This window comes from Rugosibacter aromaticivorans (genome assembly GCF_000934545.1).
GTDB lineage: Bacteria > Pseudomonadota > Gammaproteobacteria > Burkholderiales > Rhodocyclaceae > Rugosibacter > Rugosibacter aromaticivorans.
The window spans coordinates 2,777,856-2,802,981 of record NZ_CP010554.1 but is presented as its reverse complement, the minus strand read 5'-3'; the positions used below and the strand labels follow the sequence as shown (position 1 = coordinate 2,802,981).

Below are 25,126 nucleotides of genomic sequence, written 5' to 3'. Positions count from 1 at the left end.
AGCTTTGCTCAAGTTGCCTCAAATCCTGCATCTTCGATCGCCTGCACGAGCTGCGCGCGATCTACTTTAGCGGTATCTGCCTCCATCACCACCTGTGCTTGCTCGAGCGAAACTGCGACCTTCGCTACACCGTCGAGCGCTTCGATTACGCGCGTCACGCTCGCCACGCAACCGCCACAGGTCATGCCGTCAACCTTGAGGGTAAGTGTTTCCATCGTTAATCCTTTCCGGGTTTCCAGTTTTTGAGTCGTAGCGAGCTCATCACCACCGAGACAGAACTTGCCGCCATTGCCGCGCCAGCGATGACCGGATTGAGCAGCCCGAAGGCGGCAGCCGGAATGCCGAGCACATTGTAGATAAAAGCAAAAAACAGATTTTGCCGGATCTTGCCAAGCGTTGCGCGCGAGAGCGAGATCGCATCGGCGACGCCATTGAGATCGTTGTGCATCAGCGTCACATCAGCCGTCTGCATCGCCACGCCGGAACCAGCACCCATCGCAAAACTGACGTCGGCTGCGGCGAGCGCCGGGGCATCGTTGATGCCATCGCCCACCATGCCAACGCGACGGCTACCGTCGAGCCTGCCGTTGTCCCTGAATCGCTTGACGGCAGCCGCCTTGTCGCCTGGCAAAACATTCGCCTCGAAATTCGTAATGCCGATCGCCTTGGCGACGACGGCTGCGGTCGTCGCGTTATCTCCAGTCAGCATCACCACCGTGATGCCCAGCGCATGCAAGCGTGCCACGGCAGCACGCGATGTCGCGCGCAACGGATCGCGAATTCCGATCAGCCCTTGCACCATGCCATCGACCGCCACCGCGACAACGCTTGCGCCCTGTGTTGCCAGTGCTGCGGCAGCCGCCGTAGCACCTGCCATTGTGCGGCCCTGCGTTTCCATCCAGGCCACCGAGCCGACGGCCACCCGTTGCCCCGCGATCTCGCCGCTCACGCCCCGCCCCGGCATCGTCACCACGTTCTGCGGTGTCACCAGCGCCAGTCCATCGTCTTTTGCTCGCGTTACGATTGCCGTGGCCAACGGGTGCGTCGCGCTTTGTTCGAGGCTTGCGGCGAGTGTGAGAAAGTGCGCAGGCAAATTTACCGTCTCATCAGCGCCGATTTTTTGCGGCACGAGGTTAATGATGTCTGTTACCACTGGCTGTCCCTCGGTCAGCGTGCCCGTCTTATCCACCACCAGCACATCGAGTTTTTCCGCTCGCTCTAGCGCTTCCGCATTGCGGATCAGGATGCCGGCACGTGCGCCTTGGCCGGTACCGACCATGATCGCCGTCGGCGTCGCCAGCCCCAGTGCGCAGGGACAGGCGATCACCAGCACGGCGACGGCATTGATCAACGCCTGGGTGAAATCCCCTGTCAAAAGCCACCAGCCAACGAACGTGAGCACGGCGATGACCACCACCACTGGCACGAAAATCGCCGCTACCTGATCGACCAAGCGCTGCATCGGCGCCTTCGAGCCTTGCGCCTCTTCCACCAGGCGGATGATCGAAGCCAGTAGCGTGTGGCTGCCGACGCCCGTGGCGCGCACGCGCAGCAGGCCCTCGCCGTTGATCGTGGCGGCGAACACCTTGTCGCCGGCATGCTTCACCACCGGCAGACTCTCGCCGGTCAGCATGGCTTCATTCACGGTGGATTCGCCTTCGAGAACCTCGCCATCGACCGGCGCCGCCTCGCCGCTCCTGACGATGAAGACATCGCCCGGAATCAGGCTGCAACCGGCACGTCGATCAGCCCACCCGCCCGCTCGATGCGCGCTGTCTGCGGCTGAAGTTTAGCCAGTGTCTCGATCGCTCCTGCAGTCTTCGCCTTGGCCCGCGCTTCCAGAATCTTGCCCAGCAGTACCAGCGTGATGATGGTAGCCGAGGCCTCGAAATACACATGCTGATGTAAACCCAGCAGCGTGACAGTTGCCGAATACACCCACGCCATCGTGGTGCCCAGCGCCACCAGTACATCCATATTGCCCGCGCCGCCACGCAGGGCGTGAAAGCCGCCGACATAAAAGCGCCAGCCGATCCAGAATTGCACCGGCGTGGCGAGCATAAGCTGCAACCCGCGCGGCAAGACGTCGCCGTGCGCAGACATGTCGCTACTGAACATGAACGCCATCTGCGCCACCAGAGGCGCCGTGAGTCCCAGTGCAATCCAGAAATGGCGGAGATCCTCGGCAAAGCGGGCGAGTTTTTCTTGCTGCTCCGCCCCGCGAGTCGCCGCATTGGAGACGGTGGCGATATACCCTGTTTTCGTGATCGCATCGATTAATTTGTCGACGGTCGCGTCGTTCGCTGCATAGCGCACATATGCACGTTCTGCGGCAAAGTTCACCGTTGCCTCGATACCGGGTACCTTGTTCAGCTGCCGCTCGATGCGTGCTGCGCAGGCCGTGCACGTCATGCCACCTAACGCGAGCTCAACCGAGGTAGTTGCCGAGGCAGTTGCCGAAGTCGCTGCGGCTGTGGATGCGAGTGTGGATGAAATAGTGGCGGGTGCTGTCATGCGATGCTCCCATCAGAGAATGCCAAGCAACGATTATTCCACGGCTCACGCTGCACCGCAACACAGGTGGGATGCGTCTTATGTCGTTGATCTACGTCAACGCGCTCATCAGGGGGTTACGTTAGACTAGCAGAACAGATGCATCATCAAAGCGCATCATCACCTAGGGAGGGCGTTACCATGTTCCAACATCTTCTTGTACCCGTTGATGGCTCAGATCTCTCGGCAAACGCAGCCGATCGTGCGATTGCCTTTGCTAAAGAAACCGGCGCGCAAATTACTTTTTTCTTTGCCAAACCAGAATATCCACTGGCTTTTTATGGTGAAGGCGCACTCATCGACCCAACAACGCCCGATCGATTTGCCGAAATGGCCGAAGAACAAGCGCGCGAAATTTTGAGTGAAGCCGAAGCTAACGCCGTAGCGCAGGGAGTCAGAGTGACGTCGTTAAGCCTGACGAATGGCGCACCATGGGAAAGCATCATCGCGGCGGCACAGCAAGTGGGCGCAGATCTGATTTTCATGGCGTCACACGGGCGCCGTGGCATCAGCGGTTTATTGCTTGGCTCCGAAACCCAGAAAGTGCTCACGCACTCGAAAATCCCGGTGCTGGTTTATCGGTAGCCTCATGGCAGAAAAGGCAGAAAATCTGCACAATCCGCAAGCAAGCAATTTGGTGCTGTTGGCCGGAATCGAACTGGCGACCTACTGATTACGAATCAGTTGCTCTACCAACTGAGCTACAACAGCGAGGGCGCGGATTATAGCGTTCGTTCGTGGTGGATGGCAATGCCAGGTCTTGCCCCGTATCCGGCTGGTTGCTAGACTCAGGTCATGAGGTTGCCTCTGTCATCGTCGCGTTTTCGTCATAAGCCACAAACCGGCTTCACATTGGTCGAACTGATCATGGTGATGGTGCTCATGGGCATCCTCGCTACCGTCGCTTTGCCACGCTTTAATTTTTCCGGCTTCAAAGAAGTCGGCTTTCGCGACAAGCTTAAAGCCACGCTTGAATTCGCCAGAAAGTCGGCGGTGGCGCAACGGCGGATTACCTGTGTCACGCTGGCCGGCAACAGCCTTGCGCTCACCATTGACAATGTGCCAACCGATGCTCCCGGCGCTGGCACCTGCCCGCGCCCACTCGCGCTGCCGATTGCAGACGGCACCTGTGGCGGCCCAGCCAATGCCGTCTGCGCGCCCAATGGCGTCGTGCTTGCCGGTCCGGCAGCATTGAGCTTCGATGCACTCGGCCGGCCCTCGGCCGCCGCCGCTTACACGGTGACGGGTGGTACTAGCGCCTACACCATCAATGTCACTGTAGAAACCGGCTATGTACGCTAATCACCCCCAGCGCGGCATCACCCTGATCGAGCTGATTGTCTTCATTGTCATCGTCAGTGTCGGGTTGGCTGGCATTCTTTCCGTGCTCAACTTGACGACAAGCCATGGCGCCGACCCGATGATCCGCAAACAAATGCTGGCGGTCGCTGAAGGCCTGATGGACGAAGTTGCGGCACAGCCCTTTACCTGGTGCGATCCGGACGATCCGGCCGCCGCCACCGCAATCAACGCCGCTGCCTGCGCCACGCCCGAAACTATCGGTGCAGAGGGAGGCGAAACGCGCGGCGGTGCGGTGATGCCCTTCGATAACGTGAATGACTACAACGGGCTGGCTGGCATCACGACCGGCATCACCGGCACCGCCCTGCCGATGGGTTACAGCGCCAGCATCGCCGTGGCCCAGAGCGCCCTGGCTGGCATACCCGCAGCCGACTCGTTGCTCATCACCGTGACAGTCAGCTTCGGTGGCGAAAATCTCACTATCGAAGGTTATCGCACGCGCTACGCGCCGAACTCACTGCCATGACGCCCGCCTTGATCCGTCACCTGCCTCGCCGCCTGCCGCATCGCGCCACTGGTTTTACGCTGATCGAAGCCATTGTCACCATCGCCATCCTCGGTATTCTCGGCGCCATCATCGCCGTCTTCATCGGCAAACCGATACAGGGCTACTTCGATTCCGCGCGTCGCGCCGAGCTGACCGACCAGGCCGATGTCGCCCTGCGCCGCATCACGCGCGACCTGCGTCTTGCTCTACCCAATAGCGTGCGGGTGTCCCTCAACCCCGGCGGCGTCAATTACATCGAATTTATCTTGACCTCTAATGGTGGCCGCTACCGCGATGAGGCCGATGGATCGACCGGCGGCGATTTCCTGAGCTACACCAACCCGGCCGACGTGTCCTTCGACGTGCTCGGCACAATGCCGGCCAATCCTGCTATCGTCGCCGGTGATTTCATCGTCATCTACAATCTCGGCGCTGGCAATGCGCCGGCTGACGCCTACACCGGCGGCAACCGCGCCCAGGTGCAGGGTGTCGCCGGCAATGTCATCACCCTCGCCACCAATCCATTTGCTTTGCAAGCGCCGCCGTTGCCTTCGCCCGACGCACGATTTCAGGTCGTGCCCGGGGTGCCCGGGGGGCCCACTGGCACGCAGGCCGTCACCTATGCCTGCCCTGATGCTGCCGCCGCACCCGCTAACCTGACACGGCAATGGAATTATGGCTTCAATGCCGCGCAAGCCACACCGCCTGCTGGCGGCACGATCGCGCCGCTGGCAGGCAACGCCACCTGCACTGTTCAATATGCAGCCAACGCCAGCGGCCGCAACGGCCTGTTGCTCATCAACCTCACGCTCACTGACGCCAGCGGCGAGCGTATCACCCTTGCCCAGCAGATTCGCATCGACAACACACCATGAACATTGTCGCTAAACGCATGCACGGCTTTGCCATCGTCACGGCGATTTTCATCCTCGTCGTGCTGGCCGCCCTCGGCGCATTTATCGTCAGCATCTCCACCAATCAGCAGATCGGCACCGCGCTGGATGTCCAGGGCGTGCGGGCTTATCAGGCCGCCAAGTCCGGGGTTGAATGGGGCATTTATCAAGTCGAGGCTACGCCGGCCTACAACTTCGGCTACGGCACGCCCGCCGTCGCCGTCGGTGCCGCCAACCCCAACACACGCGTCTGCCCGGCTTCACCCACCTCCTTTGTGCCAGGGGCAACGACACTCGCGGCCTTCACTGTTACCGTTACCTGCGCTGCGCCACCCGACGCCAACAATGGCCCGACGGTGTTCCGTGTCACCGCGACCGCCTGCAACCAACCCGCCGCTGGCGTTTGCCCCAACAACGCGCCGACCAGCCCCGATTATGTTGAACGCCGCATCGAGGTGACACTATGAGCACCGCCGATTGTTTTCTCGTCGCACCCCATGAGCAATTTCCAGAGACGGCTTTGCACTTCCTGCGGTCGGCTCTGCACTTCCTGCGGTCGGCTCTGCACTTCCTGCGGTCGGATTCAAAGCTTCGCGGCGTATCACCAGCGCCGGCTTTTTGGCAGGCGTTAGGGTTTAGGGGGTTTAACCACAAACGATTCTTTGTTCTTGGTTGTTTTTTGATGTGTCTGGTTGCATCCGCACAAGCGGCCACTCTGTTAGGTGAATACCGTCTGGAAGAGTCGGCCTGGTCCGGTGTGGCGGGGGAGGTCAAGGATGCCAGTGGCAACAACCGCGATGGGCGAACGATAGGCAGCCCCTTGCCCTCACCTGTGCAAAGCTCGCCTGCCCGGGCAGGGAACCCGGGCACTTGCGGCTATGGCCAGCTTCCTGGTGGTCCCAATAATGGCGGTGCTTTAAGTCTTTCTGGTTTGCCGGTAAATATCACTGGAGGGGCTAAAACCAGTGTGTCCTTCTGGATGTATTGGGATGGCACCAACGGCGTCATGCCGATTGGCTGGAATACACATGACTTGTGGCTAACAAGTGGATTTTTTGGTTTTAACACGGGCAATAACGATGTGTTTGGGATTAATTCAGCCGGGTTGGCCAACGGCTGGCACCACGTGGTCGCCGTTTTCACCAATGGCAATGTCGCTGCCAATGCGTTGTATATCGACGGTGTTGCCCAGGCTTTGAGTCAAAAGCAAAGTGTGCCCAATAATGGTACAGCAGTAGTCAATACCACCTTGCAGGTAGGCGGCTGGCAGCGCGATATCAGTTATCGTTTCTCAGGCCGCATCGATGAAGTCAAAGTGTATGACGGGGCGCTGACAGCAGGCGAGGTAGCAACTGCGTATGCGGCGACGCATGCGTGTGCTGCGCAACCCATCGCCGAATGGTCGATGGATGAAATTGGATGGACGGGTTTGGCGGGCGAAGTTGCTGACACCATAGGCAGCTATTCGGCCACCGCAGTGGGTGGTGCAACAACCAGCACGGCGACGCCTCCTAAACCTGGCACGCCCGGCACATGCAGCTATGGCGTGTTCGATGGCAGTAACGACTACGTGGCATTCCCGGCGAGTTTTCCCAACATGACCACGGATTTTTCGCTTGCCGGCTGGATCCGTACCACCGACCGGACGAGGAGTGGGCAGCGTATTTTCATCGATGATGAAAGTAATACAGGCGGTTACGGATTTTCGCTGGGTGATGGCGGGGCAGGTACATTGCGGTTTTACGCCCGGGGTTCGTCGCCTGTCATTTTAGACACGCCTGCGGTGATCAATAGCAACACCTGGTATTTCGTGGCGGCCGTGGCAGATATTTCGAATAGTCGACGCACTATCTACGTCTATGACACAACGGGTACGCAGTTGGTGGCGGTCAGTACAGCTTCTGCCGGTTGGGGCGTGGATAATGGGCTGGCGTCGATTGGTGGCGAAACGACTGCATCCTCAGAATCCGCATTTCATTTTGCAGGCAACATTGATGAAATGCGCGTTTATTCTGGAGCGCTCACAGCGGCTGAAGTGGCTGCTCTCGCCGCACGAACGCATCCTTGCCCTGTGCCGCCGACCTTGCTGGCAGCGTACCGGTTCGAGGAGACGGCATGGAATGGCACGGCAGGCGAGGTGAAAGATGTCAGTGGAAATAATCGCCACGGGGTTGCGCTTGGTTCTCCTCTGCCTGTACCTGCAAGCGCTGCGCCTGCGCGAGCGAGCAATCCGGGTACGTGCGGCTACGGCACTTTCAGCGGGGGCGCGCTGGATTTGCCTGTTGCTGCAAGCACGGCCGCGGGTGCCAAGACTACGGTAACGTTCTGGATGTATTGGGATGGTACTAACGGCATCATGCCGATTGGCTGGAATGCGCATGATCTGTGGCTGGTGAACGGTTACTTTGGATTCAACACTGGCAACAGCGATGTGTATGGCATCAACTCCACAGGCCTTGCTAACGGCTGGCATCATGTATCGGCCGTGTTTACCAATGGCAATGTGACAGCCAGCAAGCTCACCATTGACGGCGTGGCACAAGCCTTAAGCCAGAAATTGAGCACGCCGAACAATACCAATGCGTATGCCAATGCCACTTTGCGTGTCGGCGGATGGTTGGCCGACAACGGTTATCGCTTCCGCAGCCGGGTGGATGAAGTCAAGGTCTATAACGGCGAGCTTCCCTTAGCGCAAATCCTTGTCGACTACAACGCAGCGCATCCTTGTGGTGGCGTGACGCCGCCGGCCAACTTTAACTGCGTGGCTGCCACCACGCCTGCGGCGACGGGAACGCTGTATACCCAGCTCGCGGCCACTCCGTTCAGTGTGGATGTTGCAGCGCTCAAAGCGGATAGCACGATAGAGACGACCTATGCTTCCGTTGGCAACCAGAATGTCACCGTCGAGCTGGTAGATGGCTCAGGCGCTACGGCATGTGTCAGCCGCACACCGTTGGCGCCACCGGTGACACAAATGCTCACCTTTACCGCCGCCGATCAGGGGCGCAAGGCGACGGCCGCCATGACGGTCGCCAAAGCCTATCCCAACGTGCGCTGCCGGGTGACGGATGCTAGCCAATCGCCCAGCATTGTTGCCTGTTCAAGTGATAACTTTGCCATTCGCCCGGGTGCAGTAACCTTGACGACCAACGCCAATGCCACGCCGCCTTCGGCCGGTGCTGGCCCAACCGTCAAAGCGGGTGCCGCGTTCAATCTCGGCGCGGCAACCACTACCGCAGCGACCGATACTTATACCGGGGTGCTGGCGCTGGACACGAGCAGGCTGTCCGCGCAGACGCCGCTGCAAGATGCCACGCAACAAAATGGCGGCGTGGTTGGCACACTCACGCCAGGAACGCTTACCGCGAATACTGCGGTCACCAACAATGCGCTTTACTCCGAGGCGGGCTATCTGTACCTTGCTGCCGGCACGTTTCGCGATGACAGCTTTACTGCAGTCGATCAAGGCACGGGCGACTGCATCGCCGGAAGTCTCGCCGATACGCTTACAGGTGGGAAGTATGGCTGCGCTGTTGGCAATAAAACAGCGGTCGCTTTGGGGCGTTTTATTCCCGATCATTTTGATACAGTCGTGAACCCAGCCTGCGGCAGTTTCACCTACGCACGCCAACCATTTGCGCTGACCCTTTCTGCTAAAAATCTTGCCGGAGGCATCACGCAAAACTACTCGGCGGCCTTTGCCAAGGCAGCAACGTTGTCTTCAGCCAATGGCATTGCAGGAGCGTTTTCCCCCAATCCGCTCTTGTCCAGCGTGTTTATCAATGGCATTGCCGATCTGACCACGCCGCCTGCGGTGAGCTTCGCCTTTGCCAATCCGCTCATTGCACCGACAGCCCTGGTCGTGCGCACGACTGATAGTGACGGCGTTAGCTCATCCACCGGTACCCCGCTGGTAGAAGGTAGTCTGGCCTTGCGCTCCGGCCGCCTGCGTCTCTTGAATGCGTATGGCTCGGAGCTGCTGCCCATTCGCGTGCCCGTGCGCAGTGAGTTTTATACCGGTACCGGCTGGAGTATCAACAGCGCGGATAACTGCACGGCGCTTCCTGCCAATGCGATTTTCGTCAGCAATGTGGTTGGCAACGCGCCGGCGCTGGCGGCAGCGACCCCTAACCCCCTCGCGCTGACCAATGGGCAGGCCACGCTCGTATTCAACCCGACCAATGTGGCCGGGCGTTTCGATCTGGCCGCCGATTTGAACGCAGCCGGTGCGGATACCTCCTGTAATGCCAATCACGGCGGCACCACAGCGAACCTGCCCTGGCTACAAGGCTTCTGGTCATCCACCTGTAACGGCACGCCCGCCTGGGCACAAGACCCCAACGCCCGCATTCGGGTCGGCTCGCCGAAGGCACCGTATATTTACTTGCGAGAGCGGTACTGAGTTTCACGTTTTTTGGTATCTATTCTCAAAAAGTCGGCGCTGGTGATACGGTGGTGATGGCCCGATGACAGGCAATTAGCCACGCTCATCGCCTTTTTCCCGCCACTGGTCGGCTGACGCTAGCCATCGAAAAGACGCAATGGCAGTATCCAATCCGAGGAGAGTCACCATGCCCTATCCAAATCTGTCCCATCATCACCCTGTCCTTTGTACAATGCGCCGCCTTGTCATACGTGGCTTCACGCTCATTGAGCTGATGATTGTTCTCGCCATCATCGCCATTCTTGCGGCGATTGCCATTCCCAATTACAATGATTACGTCATCCGCAGCAGAATTACAGAAGCGGTCGGCACGCTCTCCGACCTGCGGGTGCGCATGGAGCAATACTTTCAGGACAACCGCTATTACAACGCGAATGGCACCACAGGGGATACCACCTGTGGCAACGTGACCGCCGCAGCCACCAGCAGTTTCACGTTCGCCTGCACATCAGCCAACAGTGGCCAAACTTACCTATGGACGGCGACAGGGACCGGCCCGATGGTCGGTTTCTCTTACACGATCAATCAAGTTAACACACGCACAACGACGATTGCCGCCGGCGCCGCCTGGCCTGCGGTCGCGCAGAATTGCTGGGTAACCAGCAAGGGTGGAGGCTGCTGAAGCCATGAAACGCCGGTACTGCGGGTTCTCGCTAATTGAGTTGATGGTTACGGTCGCCATCATCGGTGTGCTGCTGGCCCTGGGCGCACCGCGCTTTGCCGAGTACCTGCGCAACGTCAAACTGCGTTCGGCGGCGGAGATGTTTCTCACCGGCGTGCAGCTTGCGCGCTCCGAAGCGGTAAGAATGAATATCCCGGTCGAGTTTCTGCTGACGGCGACCGACCCCATTCCGGACAATGTGGGTGCGGCAACCGCCTCGGCCAGCGGGACAAACTGGATGGTCAGAACGGCGGATCTCGCGACCTTTATCGACGGCAAGTTCGGTATCGAGGGTTCCGGACGCGGAACCGGGCAACTGACGCCGGTAAAAATCAACGATACCTCCGCCCCGGCCAGCGCCGACCCGGATGCACCACCGGCAACGCCGGTAGGTTCGGTCATTTTCAACGGCCTGGGGCGTACCGGTCTAGCGAACCAGGCTGTCTTCAAGTTCAACAATCCGGAGGCGGGCACCTGCGTCACCGCCGGCGGCCCGGTACGCTGCCTGAAAGTCATCGTCTCCGTTGGCGGGCAGGCCCGTCTGTGCGATCCGGCGGTCAGCGCCGCCGCCGTGGCAGCCGGTGATTCGAGGGGATGCTGATGGCCGCGATGAAAAAAAACCAGACTGGCGTGTTCCTGATCGAGGCCATGATCGGCATCCTGATCTTTTTCATTGGCGTCCTGGCGATGATCGCCCTGCAGGCCAATTCGATCGCGATCCAGGCCGATTCGCAATACCGGGTCGAGGCAGCCAACCTGGCCGACCAGATTCTCGGCCAGATCAATCTGCACGTCATACGGGACGCAACCGGTACCGTCAGTACGACAAATCTGGCCGGATTCAGCCATCAACCTGTGGGAGGTACGACCACCTGCAGCCTGCTGGCCACGGATGCGGCGGCGAACACCGACTGCTGCAACTTCAGCGGCACGCCTTCCGGCAATGGACTGGTCGGTGACTGGGTGAATAGCATAACGGCCAACACGGCGACGCGACTGCCGGGCTCCACAGCTGCCATGCAGCAGATTGTGGTCAATACCGCCGCAGCGAACCAGGTGGCCGTCACAGTCTGCTGGCAGGGGCCGAAGGATGGGCGGCCGCGTTTCCATCGCATCATCGGCTACATCAACTGAGCCACCGAATCATGTATGCCACCTTACTCAATCCGCGCCGCAGCCTGGGCTTTACGCTGGTTGAAGTGCTTGTCGGCATGGCCGTCGCCCTGATCGGCATGGTGATGATGTTTCAGTCCATGCAGGTCTGGGAGTCACGCAAGCGCACCACCACAGCGGGCAGCGATGCCCAGGTGTCAGGCAGCATTGCCATGTTCAGTCTTGAGCGCGACCTCAAGATGGCCGGCTATGGCTTTGGCAACGCAACGGCCATGAACTGCACTGTGTCGGCCTATGATAGTACGCGCCCGGCACCGAGCACCTTCACTTTCCCCATGGTGCCGGTGTTGATCACCGATGGCGCGGCTGGGGCACCCGACACGATCACCGTGCTGTATGGCAGTGGCACCACCATGTCGTCGAGCCAGTCATTCAACAATCTCTCGCCGCTCCCGACCGTGTCCAACGATGGTTTCAAGCGTGCAAATTCCCGCACGGGGCTACTTCCCGGCGACCTGATGATCGCTGCCGACAGCGGCAATGCGGTCTGCGGGTTGTTCGAGATTACCGGCAACGCCAATGCGGACGGGCTCACCGTCGATCACGGGACGGGGGCCTATCTCAACTTTGCCAATAACCAGAATGTGACTGCCCAATCGGCGCTCGCCGCCAGCGCATTGGCCCGGTTGCAGGCGCAGTTCCTCAACAACAGCGGTAGTGCCCGTTACAACGATGGCACCGCAAAGGGTGTTGGCTCCTCTGGCGCACTCTTCAACCTGGGCACGTTTCCGCAACTCAATGTCTGGCAGATCAGCAACCGGCGCTTCCTGACGGTTAACAACAGGTTGGCCAATCCGCCTGCGCCAACCGAGGTCGCCGAAGGCATTGTCAATCTGCAGGCCGAGTACGGCATGGACGCCAATGGCACTGGCTCGTACCAAGCCAGTGACTGGGGGGTAGTTCCCCCCAGCAGCAACTGGCGGAAACTGTCCGCCATCCGCGTCGCCCTGCTGGCACGCAGCCAGCAATATGAAAAAACCGCAGTCACTACGGTTGCTCCGGCCTGGGCAGGGGGCGCATTCACCATGACCAATGTTGACGGCACGGCGGACACGACTCCGGGCAATGCCAACGACTGGCGGCACTACCGCTACCGGGTGTATGAAACGGTGATTCCGCTGCGCAACATTGTCTGGGGCATGCCATGAAAGTTCCGGACATGCGCCCGACAAAAAGGCTCGCCGTCCAGACACGCCCAGAGACGGGTTCAAAGATGCAAACACAGCGCGGCGTGGTGCTGCTGCTGGCGCTGATCATGCTGGTGGCCATGACACTGGCCGGCATCGTGCTGTATCGGCAGATCGGCACTGGCCTGATCATTGCCCGCAACCTCAGCTTCAAGCGCACGGCAGCGGTTGCCGCCGATCGCGGCATCGAGGCGGCCCGCACCTGGCTGGTTGCGCAGACAGCGGCCGGGCTAGAGTTAGGGAGCGTGGCTGCTGGCTATTACCCTGGATGGTGCAACACCTCGCTAAATGTCAACAATATTCCCGATGCCGACAATGACGGCATCCCGGATAACTGCGGTGCCATACCTGCCCCTTCGACGTTCGACCCGCTGACCTACAACTGGGCCAATTCGGTCGTTGCTACCAATAATGATGGCGCCGGCAACGAGGTTCGCTACGTTATCCACCGGTTGTGCCAGACTTCTGGTGCCATCAATGCAGCAGGCCAGCAATGCGTCACTATCGGCTCCACCCTGGCAGGGGGATCGCATGGTGCCGGCAGTTATGGCACCCAAACATTGTCGAACACCTTTCAGCCCTATTTTCGTGTCACTTCCCGCGTACTCGGGCCTACCAACACGGTGGTCTACACGCAAGTTGTTATGTATTAACAGGAGAGTCACCATGATCCACGCCTCCACGATTCGTTACCCGCTCATGCTGCTCGCGGCCATGGCTACATTTCTGACCGCCAGTGCAGCGCACGCACTCACCGATCTCGCCGACAATCCGCTGGCCAGCTCTTCCTCCACTCAGGTCAAACCAAACATCCTGTTCACGCTGGACGATTCGGGCTCGATGAATTGGGAATTCATGCCGGATGGCCTTGCTTGGGGTGCAGATAATAGAAATAAGGTCGGGTTTCGTAATAATCAATGCAATCTCGTCTATTACAACCCGAACACCGCCTATGTCGTACCCAAGACCAGCACGGGAAGCGATGTCAATTCGGGAACGCCGACAACCTTTACCGCCGCCTATTACGACGGCTTTTATAGCTATGATTCCTCGAGCTCAACCACGACCAATCTGAGCACCAGTTTCAAGGCGTACAACGATGATTTGGGGTATGGCTACGGTAGCGATACAGCGCAACCTGCGTATTACTGGACTTATCTCGGCGCCACGACGCTGGCACCTCTGACCGGCGACTGCCAAAGAGCGATATCAAGCAGCTCCGATTCGACCACCAAGGAAATCTGTACCGATGGCACCCTGACCATCACCAGCTGCGCGGCGATCGGAAAGACGGCGCTGTGGCGCAAGGTGCTGGTATCTTCAACCTCCGGCCCGGGTGCAACGGATGAGCGTCAGAACTTCGCCAACTGGTACAGCTACTATCGCAAGCGCCTGTATATGATGAAGTCGGCCGCCGGTCGCGCTTTTGTCGGGTTGAGCGATACCTATCGTGTCGGCTTTATCACCATCAATCCAGGTAGTCCGGTGGTGGCAGCAAAATTTCTGACTATTGCCGACTTCGACACGACGCAAAAAGCCAACTGGTTTACCAAGTTCTACTCGCAGACGGCCAACAGCAGCACCCCGATGCGCACGGCGCTGTCGCGCGCCGGCCGATACTTTGCTGGCAAGACTGACGGTATCAACCAAGGGATGTCAGGCGACCCGGTACAGTATTCCTGCCAGCAGAATTTCACCATCGTCACTACCGACGGCTACTGGAACGGTACCGGCGGTTACAAGCTGGACGGCACGACCAGCATGGACAACGAAGACGGCAACATCGCCGAGCTGGATGCCTACAATCCTCCTGCCAGCAAGTTTGCCGTCTCGCCACGGCCGATTTATGACGGTTCAACGACTTTGTACGTCTGGCACGAATTGCAAAAGGAATACCAGCTTACAACATCCGGATGCAGCGGCGGCAACAAGAAACGGCAATACCGCTACAAGGACGTAGCCACCACTTACCCCGGGCCGAACCAAAGCGGATCGATCATCAGCGGGCCGACCACCACCAGTACCGGATGGACCACCGATATAAACTGCTCTTCCGGCCTTACCCTGCCCTCTCCCAATCCACAGAGCATCACTGGCGCCAGCCCTGCCGGGGCACCGAGCACATGCAACGCCACCGGCACCTGGCCCTGCGAGCTGACAACTGCCAGTGGCGGCAGCAGCAACTCGCTGGCGGACGTCGCCCAGTACTACTACAAGACCGATTTGCGCACCTCCACGCTGGGCAACTGCACCGGGGCGCTGACCACCGATGTCTGCGAAAATAATGTGCCTTCCACCGGAACCGGTGCCGAGGACGACAAGGCGCAGTGGCAGCACATGACGACCTTCACCATGGGGCTGGGTTTGTCGGGTACCGTTGCCTACCAGCAGAACTACAAAACTGCGACCACAGGTGCATTCCAGAACATCCGCAGTGGCTCGGCCAACTGGCCGTTGCCGGTTGCGGACGCCCCGACGGCGCTTGATGATCTCTGGCACGCCGCCGTCAATGGCCGCGGCCAGTACTTTAGTGCCGGCAATCCCGACACGGTTGTCAACGGCCTGACGACGGCGCTGGCCGGTGTAAGCGCGCGCGTCGGCTCGGCAGCGGCGGCGGCCACTTCGAATCTGGAGCCGGTAGCCGGCGATAACTTTGCCTATACGGCCAAGTACCTCACCCAAAAGTGGACGGGCGAGCTGGAGGCGCATGAAATCGACCTGACCACGGGCACCGTCAATGGCACGGTAGTCTGGTCGGCGCAGAGCAAGCTGGATGCCAAAGGGAAGAATGCTTGCGACACGCGCAGCATCAAACTGTTCCGTCAAGGGGCGACCAACAATCTGGTCGACTTCACCTGGAACACGTTTGCCTGCGATGTCTCCGGTATTCCGACGGGCAGCGCTTTAACCTCGCTGAACGCTGCCGAGCAAGCCAACTTCAGCGCCACGCAAGTGGCGCTGCTCAGCCAATATCCGGACATGACCGATGGCGTCACGCCACCTGCGTCGGCCAATCAGCGCGGCCTGGCTGTTGGTGCCAACCTGGTGAATTTCCTCCGCGGCCAGCGTGGCTTGGAAGGTTTTGTTGCGAATGACGCCGCCAAACTTTACCGTGCTCGTGACCATATTCTTGGCGACATCATCAACGCCCAGCCGGTGTTTGTGAAAGCGCCGTTTGCTGAGTATGACGATGCCGGTTACATCGCCTTCAAAACAGCCAATGCGACGCGGACACCCATGGTTTTTGCAGCAGCCAATGACGGCATGCTGCATGCGTTTTATGCAGGCACATCGCTTATCGACACCAATGGCGGCAATGAGGCTTGGGCTTTCATTCCTACCATGGCATTGCCTAATCTGTACAAACTGGCGAGTGTGAATTATGCCAATCAGCATACCTACTCGGTTGACGGTACGCCGACGGCGGGCGATGTCTATGACACGGTGAACACCGCCTGGAAGACCATTTTGGTTGGCGGCCTGAACAAGGGCGGCAAGGGCTACTACGCGCTCGACATCACCGACACGCTCAATCCCAAGGCGCTGTGGGAATTCAAATGGAGCAGCACCTGCTACGACCCGGCGACGCCCAGCACCTGGTATGCGGACTGCCACATCGGCTATACCTTCAACAACCCGATCATCAGCAAGCTGCGCGATGGCCGCTGGGTGGTCTTCGTGACCTCGGGCTACAACAACGTCAACTCGCCTTCGGTCAGCGGCGATGGCGTGGGTTATCTGTACGTGCTGGAAGCCATGACCGGCAAGATTCTCTACAAGATCAGCACTGGCGCAGGCGACGCGACGACGCCGAGCGGCCTCAATCATATCAACGCCTGGGCGGATAATTCGATACGCAACAATCAGACCGAGCGCGTCTATGGCGTCGACCTGCTGGGGAATGTCTGGCGTTTCGATGTGAATGATATTTTGGCTCCCGCAGGCGTAGAGGCGACTCGACTGGCGACGGTGATGGATAGCTTGGGCACGGCACAGCCAATCACGACACGGCCTGAACTGGCGGAGGTCGCTGGCCAACCATTCGTTTATGTCGGCACGGGCCGTTATCTCGGTACCACAGACAATTCCAATGTCCAAACGCAGTCGATATGGGCGCTGCGTGATTCATTGACGGCTACGCCTTTAACCAATTTGCGCACTACGCTGAAGCAGATGACCATTACCAATCAAGGCTCGGGCACGACAGCGTTCCGTACGGTAGGCTGTACGGCACAATGTGGTTCGACCACAGGATGGTTCGCTGATTTTCCGGACACGGGTGAGCGGGTCAACATCGACATCAAGTTGCAACTCGGCACGCTGGTGGTTGCCACCAATGTCCCGCAGAACAATGCTTGCAACATTGGCGGCTACAGTTGGCTGAATTATTTCGACAATGCAACGGGCAATGCGATTGCCAATAGCCCGAGCCAAGCCGTTGGCGTTAAATTGGTCGGGGCCGGTGGCGCGGAATCGCTGGCGGTTGGCATCAACATCGTCCGGCTGCCCGGCGGCAAGACCGTGGTGATTGCGACTACGTCGGCAGCACAGCAATTGACTATTGCGGCGCCGTTCTCTGTTCCCCCACCCACAGGCAAACGGATCAGTTGGCGCGAGATTATCCAGTAGGTCGGCAAACATGCATGAGATATGTCTGGCTTGGTGGACTCATAGCAACGGAACGAGGGCCTCGACTGATTGGCAGTCTGGCCTTTTCCGTTGCGATTCATTGTGCCGCCTTGAGTTTCACTGGCATCACAGCCTTTCGGCTATTGCCGCCGCAGGAAGGCAGTCGTTCCCCTCGGCTGACGGTGGACTTGCTGCTCAATCAACCACAAGCTAAACCCCAGGCAGCCTTTGAAAACACGGCGCGTTCAGTGGTTGCACCTGCTGTCCCTTCTGCGCCAAATGCTGTAGTTCAACATCCTGAATCGCTGCACCCAGACAGTGCACCTGGAACAGTCAGCAACCTGCCACCCTCTGTAGAGGCTACGCAACCTCCGGGGCTTTTCCCGGGGCCGTGGTATTACGCGGCGCGCTATTTGCATCGCCGTCCGACACCGCTTAAGCCGATTCGACCTGCGTATCCGTCGGAGGCGGAAAATATTTCAGGCCGGGTGGTGTTGCTGCTGTTACTCAATGAACAGGGTACGGTGGATTCGTATCAAGTCATCGATTCCCAACCGCCCGGGCGTTTTGATAGCACGGTCATCGAGGCGTTTACCCACGAGACTTATGCTCCAGGGCTGATCACTGGGTATGTAGTAAAAAGCCAATTACTGGTGGAAGTCGTTTTTGAGCCAGGCACCCTACCAGAAGCCAGCATTCTGCCGGACCTGACCCAATTCAAAATCAAGGCTGAACAAGTTCCTTCGGCAAGGGGAAATTAACATTCTCAACAACGCCATCAAGCAACTCGACTTGACCCGCGCCCAAGGCGCGCAGCCGATCGACGACGCCGCTGACCAGCAGCTCGGGCGCTGAAGCGCCCGCCGTTACGCCCACGCTTCCCTTGCCGACCAGCCACGCTGGATCAATGAGTTCGGCGTTATCGACCAGATGCGCGGGGATGCCGCTATTTTCAGCCACTTCGCGCAGGCGGTTGGAGTTGGAGCTGTTTTTTGAGCCAACCACAATCATCACATCCACGCGACCGGTCATGGCTTTCACGGCATCTTGCCGGTTCTGCGTGGCGTAGCAGATGTCGTCTTTTTTTGGTCCAATGATGGATGGGAAACGTTTTTTCAGCGCCGCGACGATGGTTTGCGTGTCGTCAACCGAGAGCGTGGTCTGTGTGACATAGGCGAGCTTGACAGCGTTCGTCGTCCCGCAAGAGGACTTACTTTGCGCCGTATCACCAGCGCCGGTTTTTAACTCCGCCACATCAGCAACGTTTTCCACCAGATGCATGCGGCCTGTCGCTTGGCCCATGGTGCCTTCCACTTCGGGATGCCCCTTGTGGCCGATCATCACAATCTCGTAGCCTTGCTTGTGCAAGCGCGATACCTCAAGATGCACTTTGGTGACGAGCGGACAGGTGGCGTCAAACAGCTTGAAGCCCCGCGTAGCGGCCTCGGTGCGCACGGCTTGGGATACGCCGTGGGCGCTGAAAATCAGCGTCGCACCGGCAGGCACCTCGGCCAGATCTTCGATGAAGATCGCGCCCTTGGCCTTGAGGCCGTCGACCACAAAACGATTGTGCACAACTTCGTGCCGTACATAGATCGGCGCGCCGAATTGTTCCAGCGCGCGTTCGACAATAGCAATGGCCCGTTCGACGCCGGCACAAAAGCCACGGGGGTTGGCGAGCAGTATGGTTTGCATCAGAGCACTCCGATAATTTCCGCTTCAAAGCGGATGGATTTTCCGGCGAGAGGATGATTGAAGTCAATGAGAACGCTCTTGCTATCAATGTCACGAATGATGCCAGAGAGTGTTTGCCCTGCGGGTAAGCTGAGCTCGGCGCGCGCGTTCAGTTCAATTCCGGCTGACGCTGGCAGCGAGGTGCGCGCGACACGGCGTACTAATTCGGCTTGGCGCGGGCCAAAGGTTTCTTCGGGTTTGAGCACCACGTTACAGTGCGCGCCGACAGGTTGCCCGATCAGGCAGGCTTCAAACGGTGGTGCCAACTCGCCACAACCCAGCTGAATCACGGCGGGAGAAAAGCCAAAGGTGCTGATCCATTCTTCGCCCTCGGTTGAGGCGACGCGGTAATTCAGCGTGATCAGGCTGTCAGCTTGAACGTGTTCAGTCATGGGGTTTCCTGGTGCCGGAATTGATGAATCAGCATCAGCGCCACGCCAATGCTAATGGCGGAATCTGCCACATTGAACGCGGGAAAGTGATGTCCGGCAAGATGAAAATCAAGAAAATCGACTACCGCATCCAAGCGCAGGCGGTCGATGACATTGCCCAGCGCGCCACCCAGCACGAGCGAGATCGCGGCCGGAAATAGACGTTCCTGCGCATGTTGGCGCAACAGCATGAGTAACCAGAGGGATACGCCCAGCGCCAGGGCGATGAAAAACCATTTTTGCCAGCCGCCGGCATCGGCGAGAAGACTAAACGACGCGCCGGGGTTAAAGACGAGGAACAGATTGAAAAAAGGGGTGATGGCCAAGCTTTCCATGCGATGAAAGTGCGCCAGCATGCAGAGTTTGCTGATCTGATCCAGCGCAATGACGACACCTGAAAGGCCGATCCAGCGCGCCCTGGCGAAAGGTGCGTTACGCAAAATGGCGCGCCTCACCCGCACCAAACAGATTGGCAGCGCAGCGCCCGCAGAGCTCGGGGTGCTCGGTTGCATGAGCATGATGGCCAACATCGGCACGCCAGTGCCAGCAGCGGGCGCATTTGGCGTTGGCGCTCGGCGTGGCGATGATAGCTGCGTCGGCGCTATCACTCACCTGCACAAGGGTGGTTTTTGAACACATCATGATAAAGCGCAGATCGTCGCCGAAGCTGGCCAGCAAATCGTACTGGGCACCGCTGGCGCGAAGCGCAACTTCCGCTTGCAACGATGAACCGATCTTGCCTGCCGCACGCAGCGCTTCCAGCGTGCCGGATACTTCACTTTTCACGCTGCGCAGTTGTTGCCACCGTGCCATGAGCGCCGACTTTTCAGATAAGTCGGGCAGCGCATGCCAGGTGGTGAGCATCACGCTTTCACTGTCGCCGGTGATCTGCCAGATTTCTTCGGCCGTGAAGGCAAGAATCGGCGCCATCAGGCGGGTGATCGACTGCAGGATGTGCCACAACGCACTTTGCGCAGCGCGCCGTGCAGGCGAATTGGCAGCGGTGGTGTATAGGCGGTCTTTGAGAATATCGAGGTAAAAGGCGCCCATGTCTTCGGCGCAGAAATTTTGCAGCGCCTGCACGATCGTGTGAAACTCAAAGCGTGCATAACTCGCGGTGCAATGGTCGTGCAACTGGTGGGTGAGCGCCAGCGCGTAACGGTCGATCTCCAGCCAATCCTGCGGTGGCAGCAGGTCTTTGGTGGCATCAAAATCGGCGGTATTGGCAAGCAGAAAGCGCAAGGTGTTGCGCAGGCGCCGATACACTTCGACTACGCGATCGAGAATCTCTTTGGAGATGGAGAGCTCGCCGGAGTAGTCGGTGGCTGCCAACCACAGGCGCAGAATTTCGACGCCGAGGCGGTCGCCGACTTCCTGCGGCTCGATGCCGTTGCCGAGCGACTTGCTCATCTTGCGGCCTTGCGCATCGACCGTGAAGCCGTGCGTGAGCAGGGATTGATAAGGTGGCTTGCCGTCTATCGCGCAGCCGGTGAGTAATGACGAATGGAACCAGCCGCGATGCTGATCCGAGCCTTCGAGGTATAGGTCTGCCCAGCGCCCGGTGTTGCTCGCCGCGTCGGGGTGTGAGCCGCGCAGCACATGCCAATGCGTGGTGCCGGAATCAAACCAGACGTCCAGCGTGTCGCTGATCTTTTGATACTGCTCGGCTTCTTCCCCCAGCAACTCAGTGGCGGCGAGCTTGAACCAGGCTTCGATGCCTTCTTTCTCGACGCGCTGCGCGACTTTTTCCATCAGTTCGGCGGTGCGTGGATGCAGTTCGCCCGTGGCCTTGTGGATGAAGAAGGGAATCGGTACGCCCCAGTTGCGCTGGCGCGAGATGCACCAGTCCGGCCGGTTAGCGATCATCGCGCGCAACCGCGCTTGCCCCCAGGCCGGATAAAAGGCGGTCTCATCAATGCCTTTTAATGCCAAGTCACGGAGCGTCAACCCTGTGGCAGGCGCAGCCTGCCTTGACTGGTCACCCCCTTCCGCGGGAAGGCGGTTGGGGGGATGGCCGTCGCTGATATGGACAGGGTGTTCAGCCACCCTGTCCATGCCGACAAACCATTGGGGTGCTGCGCGATAGATGATCGGCGTGCGATGCCGCCAGCAGTGCATGTAGCTGTGATTGATTTTTTCGTGGGCGAACAATGTGCCGACTTCGGTCAATTTCTCGACGATTTTCGGATTTGCCTTCCAGATGTGCAGGCCGCCAAAGAAAGGGAGGTCAGCCGCATACACGCCATTGCCCTGCACGGGATTCAGGATGTCATCAAACGTAAAGCCGTGGCTCATGCAGGAGACAAAATCTTCCACCCCGTAAGCGGGGGCAGCATGAACGATGCCCGTGCCCGCATCGACGCCAACATATTCAGCCGGAATTACCGGGCCCGTGCGCTCGTAAAACGGATGGCGAAAACGGATGCCGGCAAGTGCGGCTCCTTGTGCGGTGGCTATTACCTGGCCTTCCAGTGCGTAGCGTGTGAGGCAACTTTCCACGAGCTCACGAGCCAGTAGCAACACACCGCGCGACGTTTCGACCAAAGCATACTCAAGCGCAGGATGCACATTCAATGCCTGGTTGGAGGGAATCGTCCACGGTGTGGTCGTCCAGATCACGGCAAAAGTCTTGAGTCCGTCTTTGGGCGACACTGGTAATGCGGTAAGGGTGCTCGCGGCAAGCCCGAACGCAGCAGCGAGTTTTTCCGGCTCCGCGCACACAAAACCGACATCAATCGCAGGGCTTTGCTTGTCAAGATATTCGACTTCCGCTTCCGCTAAGGCCGAGCCGCAATCAAAGCACCAGTTCACCGGTTTCAGTCCCTTGAACACCCAGCCCTGCTTCACAATTTCTGCCAGTGCGCGAATTTCACCCGCTTCGTTGGCAAAGTTCATGGTCAGATAGGGGTTGTCCCAGTCGCCCAGCACGCCCAAACGGATGAAGCCTTTTTTCTGGATTTCCACCTGCTCGGCGGCGAAGGCGCGGCACAGTTCGCGCACTTTGTCGGCGGGCAGGTTTTTGCCGTGCAGTACTTCAATCTTGTGTTCGATCGGCAAGCCGTGGCAATCCCAGCCCGGCACATAGGGCGCGTCGAACCCGGCCAGGGTTTTCGAGCGCACGATGATGTCTTTGAGCAGCTTGTTCACCGCGTGGCCGAGATGAATATCGCCATTGGCATAGGGTGGGCCATCGTGCAGCACAAAACGTGGCCGACCTTTAGCAACCTCGCGAATTTTGCTGTAGAGCTTTTGCGTTTGCCACGACTGAATCCAGCCCGGTTCACGTTTGGCCAGATCGCCACGCATGGGGAAGGGCGTGTCGGGCATGTTGAGGGTTTTGCGATAGTCAGCCATGGGCGTTGTTGTCGAGTGGGCAGGCATCGAAATAATCGCGTGCTGTTGCAACATCGCGACCGATTTGCGCTTTGAGTAAATCCAGAGAAGCGAATTTTTCTTCGCCACGTAGTTTGTGCAAAAAGTTAACTGACACATGCGTGCCGTAGATATCGCGGTCAAAATCCAGCAGGTGCACTTCGAGCACGGGCCGCAGACCTGCTGCGACTGTAGGCCGCACGCCAATGTTGGCAACGCCCGGTAGCGGCTGCGCATCAATGCCTGAGACCGTCACAGCGAATACCCCCGTGACCGGCAGGCGGGTGTGTTTGATGCGTAAATTCAGCGTCGGAAAGCCCAATGTGCGGCCAATTTTGTCACCTCGCACGACACGTCCAGCAATGACATAGGCGCGGCCGAGCAGGGCACGTGCTTGTTCGATATCACCTGCGGCAAGCGCATCGCGCACGGCAGAGCTGGAGATGCGCAGATGATCTTGCGTTACTGTGCGCATGGCTTCGGTGCCGAAGCGGTGTGCAATGCCGGCTTGTTGAAACAGTGAAAAATTACCCTTGCGGCCTTTGCCGAAGCAAAAGTCGTCACCAATAATCAGGTGTCGCACCGACAAACCTTTGACTAGCATTGTTTCAATGAACTCTTCCGCCGTTAATTCGGCAAGCGCTGCATTAAAACGACAGACGTGCACGCGATCGACGCCGCATTCGGCGAGCAGCGCTAGTTTTTCGCGCAGGTTGGAAAGACGTGCCGGGGCTTGCCCCGGCGCGAAAAATTCGCGCGGATGCGGCTCAAATGTCAGCACGGTCGCGGGCAATGCGCATGCGCGCGCCTTGGCGATCAAGCGTTCAAGCAAGGCACGATGCCCACGATGCACACCATCAAAATTACCGATGGTCAGCACTGTCGACGTCGTCGCCAGGGAGGGGACTCCGCGAAAAACCAGCATGAAAGAGAAGAGAGCAGGAGGAAACTGTCGATTATATCAAGCCGACAGCGCTTATCACCTTGTTTCGGCTTTACAAAAGACGCCCGGCGACGATACTTCGTTTTTGTTTGGCGTCACTTGCTACTAAACTGGCTGAATTTTTCGGGTAGTGTTTGTTCGATGAGTGCACAATGATTGTTTATTTTTACCCTTTGAGCCACTGCCCAAGGACACGGTTCAGCCACCCTGATTTACGAGCAATAACCTTATCGAAAGATGACGATGATTCCTTTTTCTGTTCTTGATCTCTCGCCCATTGTGACCGGCGGCACGGCGGTACAATCTTTATCTAACACGCTGGATCTGGCGCGGCATGCCGAGCGGCTTGGCTATCATCGCTACTGGCTGGCCGAACACCATGGCATACCGGGCATTGCGAGCGCCGCAACCGCCGTGGTGATCGGACATGTTGCGGCCGGCACAAGGAGCATACGCGTGGGCGCGGGTGGCATCATGCTGCCCAACCATGCGCCCTTGGTGATCGCCGAGCAATTTGGCACTTTGGAGACGCTGTTTCCAGGCCGCATTGATCTTGGTTTAGGACGTGCGCCCGGCTCTGATCAAGCCACGGCGCGAGCACTTAGGCGCAATCTGGCGGCGGATGAAAACCAGTTCCCGCGCGATGTGGTCGAGTTGATGACGTATTTTGCAGCCGCCCGGCCGGGGCAGCTTGTCCGCGCGATTCCTGGGGAGGGTTTGGCTGTTCCTGTATGGATTCTTGGCTCTAGTTTATTTGGTGCGACGCTCGCTGCTGCGCTGGGCTTACCGTTTGCGTTTGCCTCGCATTTTGCTCCGATGCAGATGCAACAGGCGTTGGAAATTTACCGCACCCAGTTTCGCCCTTCGGCACAATTGGAAAAACCGTATGTCATGTTGGGCTACAGCGTTTTTGCAGCAGAAACGGATACCCAGGCGCAGTTTTTGGCCAGCTCAATGCAGCAAGCGATTCTTAATTTGCGCCGCGGCCATCCGTCAACGCTACCGCCACCGGTAGATGATTTTCTTGGCGCTTTGGCGCCATCTGAAAAAGCCATGCTGGAGCAGACACTGTCATGTTCGGCCATCGGTTCGCCGGATGCTGTGCGCACTGCCCTGGCAGATTTTATTGCGCAGACGGGTGCTGATGAGCTTATGATCACGTGCCAGATCTTCGATCATGCGGCGCGTCTTCGTTCCTATGAAATTGCTGCGGAAGCGCGTGGAGTTTGATGCGGCGGGGCTTCCCCTGTGCGTTAA

22 protein-coding genes and 1 tRNA gene are annotated in these 25,126 nt (G+C 58.7%); 14 read left to right on the top strand and 9 right to left on the bottom strand.

Annotated elements, in window-relative coordinates; genetic code table 11:
• Positions 1-8: 8 nt before the first annotated feature.
• Genes PG1C_RS13850 through PG1C_RS14710 form a run of 3 tightly spaced genes read right to left on the bottom strand, consistent with a single transcriptional unit; the run spans position 9 to position 2,514 of the window.
• Positions 9-215, bottom strand: a complete 207-nt coding sequence (locus PG1C_RS13850; protein ID WP_202635303.1) for a heavy-metal-associated domain-containing protein — start codon at positions 213-215, stop codon at positions 9-11.
• Between the two features lie 2 nt (positions 216-217).
• The gene (locus tag PG1C_RS14715) at positions 218-1,705 is read right to left on the bottom strand and encodes a heavy metal translocating P-type ATPase (protein ID WP_237218351.1); all 1,488 of its coding nucleotides are present in this window, start codon (positions 1,703-1,705) and stop codon (positions 218-220) included.
• Positions 1,706-1,722: 17 nt separating this feature from the next.
• A complete protein-coding gene (locus PG1C_RS14710; RefSeq protein ID WP_237218218.1) occupies positions 1,723-2,514 on the bottom strand; it encodes a cation transporter in 792 nt (263 codons plus the stop codon).
• A gap of 180 nt (positions 2,515-2,694) precedes the next feature.
• Between PG1C_RS14710 and PG1C_RS13840 the strand changes: the two genes are divergently transcribed.
• A complete protein-coding gene (locus PG1C_RS13840) occupies positions 2,695-3,138 on the top strand; it encodes a universal stress protein (RefSeq protein WP_202635302.1) in 444 nt (147 codons plus the stop codon).
• Positions 3,139-3,188: 50 nt separating this feature from the next.
• Here PG1C_RS13840 and PG1C_RS13835 read toward each other — a convergent pair.
• Positions 3,189-3,264: transfer RNA gene (locus PG1C_RS13835), tRNA-Thr, on the bottom strand.
• An 84-nt stretch (positions 3,265-3,348) separates the two neighbouring features.
• Here PG1C_RS13835 and PG1C_RS13830 point away from each other — a divergent pair.
• The 12 genes from PG1C_RS13830 (at position 3,349) to PG1C_RS13775 (ending at position 18,150) form a co-directional block, all read left to right on the top strand.
• Positions 3,349-3,855 (top strand): pilus assembly FimT family protein, encoded by a 507-nt coding sequence (locus tag PG1C_RS13830; protein WP_202635301.1) that lies wholly within the window; start codon positions 3,349-3,351, stop codon positions 3,853-3,855.
• Positions 3,845-4,381, top strand: coding sequence for a type IV pilus modification PilV family protein (locus PG1C_RS13825; protein WP_202635300.1), 537 nt, complete (start codon positions 3,845-3,847; stop codon positions 4,379-4,381). The genes PG1C_RS13830 and PG1C_RS13825 overlap by 11 nt, the downstream gene beginning before the upstream one ends.
• Complete coding sequence (locus PG1C_RS13820; RefSeq protein ID WP_202635299.1) at positions 4,378-5,277, top strand: type II secretion system protein; 900 nt, start codon at positions 4,378-4,380, stop codon at positions 5,275-5,277. Before PG1C_RS13825 ends, PG1C_RS13820 begins: the two co-directional genes overlap by 4 nt.
• Entirely contained in the window at positions 5,274-5,762 is a 489-nt protein-coding gene (locus tag PG1C_RS13815) for a hypothetical protein (protein ID WP_202635298.1), read from the top strand. Before PG1C_RS13820 ends, PG1C_RS13815 begins: the two co-directional genes overlap by 4 nt.
• Positions 5,763-5,977: 215 nt before the next feature.
• Positions 5,978-9,697: a laminin G domain-containing protein gene (locus tag PG1C_RS13810; protein ID WP_202635297.1), complete on the top strand. Its 3,720-nt coding sequence runs from the start codon at positions 5,978-5,980 to the stop codon at positions 9,695-9,697.
• 169 nt (positions 9,698-9,866) lie between these two features.
• Complete coding sequence (locus PG1C_RS13805) at positions 9,867-10,361, top strand: type IV pilin protein (protein WP_269464908.1); 495 nt, start codon at positions 9,867-9,869, stop codon at positions 10,359-10,361.
• A gap of 4 nt (positions 10,362-10,365) precedes the next feature.
• Positions 10,366-11,001, top strand: coding sequence for a GspH/FimT family pseudopilin (locus PG1C_RS13800; protein ID WP_202637093.1), 636 nt, complete (start codon positions 10,366-10,368; stop codon positions 10,999-11,001).
• On the top strand, positions 11,001-11,534 hold the full coding sequence (locus tag PG1C_RS13795; RefSeq protein ID WP_202635296.1) for a PilV family protein: 534 nt from the start codon (positions 11,001-11,003) through the stop codon (positions 11,532-11,534). The genes PG1C_RS13800 and PG1C_RS13795 overlap by 1 nt, the downstream gene beginning before the upstream one ends.
• 11 nt (positions 11,535-11,545) lie before the next feature.
• The gene (locus tag PG1C_RS13790; protein WP_202637092.1) at positions 11,546-12,721 is read left to right on the top strand and encodes a PilW family protein; all 1,176 of its coding nucleotides are present in this window, start codon (positions 11,546-11,548) and stop codon (positions 12,719-12,721) included.
• Positions 12,718-13,413: a pilus assembly PilX family protein gene (locus PG1C_RS13785; protein WP_202635295.1), complete on the top strand. Its 696-nt coding sequence runs from the start codon at positions 12,718-12,720 to the stop codon at positions 13,411-13,413. The genes PG1C_RS13790 and PG1C_RS13785 overlap by 4 nt, the downstream gene beginning before the upstream one ends.
• A 13-nt stretch (positions 13,414-13,426) precedes the next feature.
• Positions 13,427-17,389 carry a pilus assembly protein gene (locus PG1C_RS13780; protein WP_202635294.1) on the top strand — a complete coding sequence of 1,321 codons (3,963 nt, stop codon included), beginning with the start codon at positions 13,427-13,429 and terminating at the stop codon, positions 17,387-17,389.
• A 14-nt stretch (positions 17,390-17,403) separates the two neighbouring features.
• Complete coding sequence (locus PG1C_RS13775) at positions 17,404-18,150, top strand: energy transducer TonB (RefSeq protein WP_202635293.1); 747 nt, start codon at positions 17,404-17,406, stop codon at positions 18,148-18,150.
• Here PG1C_RS13775 and ispH read toward each other — a convergent pair.
• The 5 genes from ispH to PG1C_RS13750 are packed head-to-tail and all read right to left on the bottom strand — an operon-like array spanning position 18,113 to position 23,851.
• Positions 18,113-19,084, bottom strand: a complete 972-nt coding sequence (gene ispH / locus PG1C_RS13770) for a 4-hydroxy-3-methylbut-2-enyl diphosphate reductase (RefSeq protein ID WP_202635292.1) — start codon at positions 19,082-19,084, stop codon at positions 18,113-18,115. The two genes, PG1C_RS13775 and ispH, sit on opposite strands and share 38 nt — an antisense overlap.
• Entirely contained in the window at positions 19,084-19,515 is a 432-nt protein-coding gene (locus PG1C_RS13765; protein ID WP_202635291.1) for an FKBP-type peptidyl-prolyl cis-trans isomerase, read from the bottom strand. The genes ispH and PG1C_RS13765 overlap by 1 nt, the downstream gene beginning before the upstream one ends.
• Positions 19,512-19,994 (bottom strand): signal peptidase II, encoded by a 483-nt coding sequence (gene lspA, locus PG1C_RS13760; protein WP_237218217.1) that lies wholly within the window; start codon positions 19,992-19,994, stop codon positions 19,512-19,514. The genes PG1C_RS13765 and lspA overlap by 4 nt, the downstream gene beginning before the upstream one ends.
• Positions 19,987-22,908, bottom strand: coding sequence for an isoleucine--tRNA ligase (gene ileS, locus PG1C_RS13755; RefSeq protein ID WP_202637091.1), 2,922 nt, complete (start codon positions 22,906-22,908; stop codon positions 19,987-19,989). Before ileS ends, lspA begins: the two co-directional genes overlap by 8 nt.
• Positions 22,901-23,851 carry a bifunctional riboflavin kinase/FAD synthetase gene (locus PG1C_RS13750; protein WP_202635289.1) on the bottom strand — a complete coding sequence of 317 codons (951 nt, stop codon included), beginning with the start codon at positions 23,849-23,851 and terminating at the stop codon, positions 22,901-22,903. Before PG1C_RS13750 ends, ileS begins: the two co-directional genes overlap by 8 nt.
• Before the next feature lie 261 nt (positions 23,852-24,112).
• Here PG1C_RS13750 and PG1C_RS13745 point away from each other — a divergent pair, with 261 nt between their 5' ends.
• On the top strand, positions 24,113-25,099 hold the full coding sequence (locus PG1C_RS13745) for an LLM class flavin-dependent oxidoreductase (protein WP_284431829.1): 987 nt from the start codon (positions 24,113-24,115) through the stop codon (positions 25,097-25,099).
• The last annotated feature ends 27 nt before the right edge of the window (positions 25,100-25,126 follow it).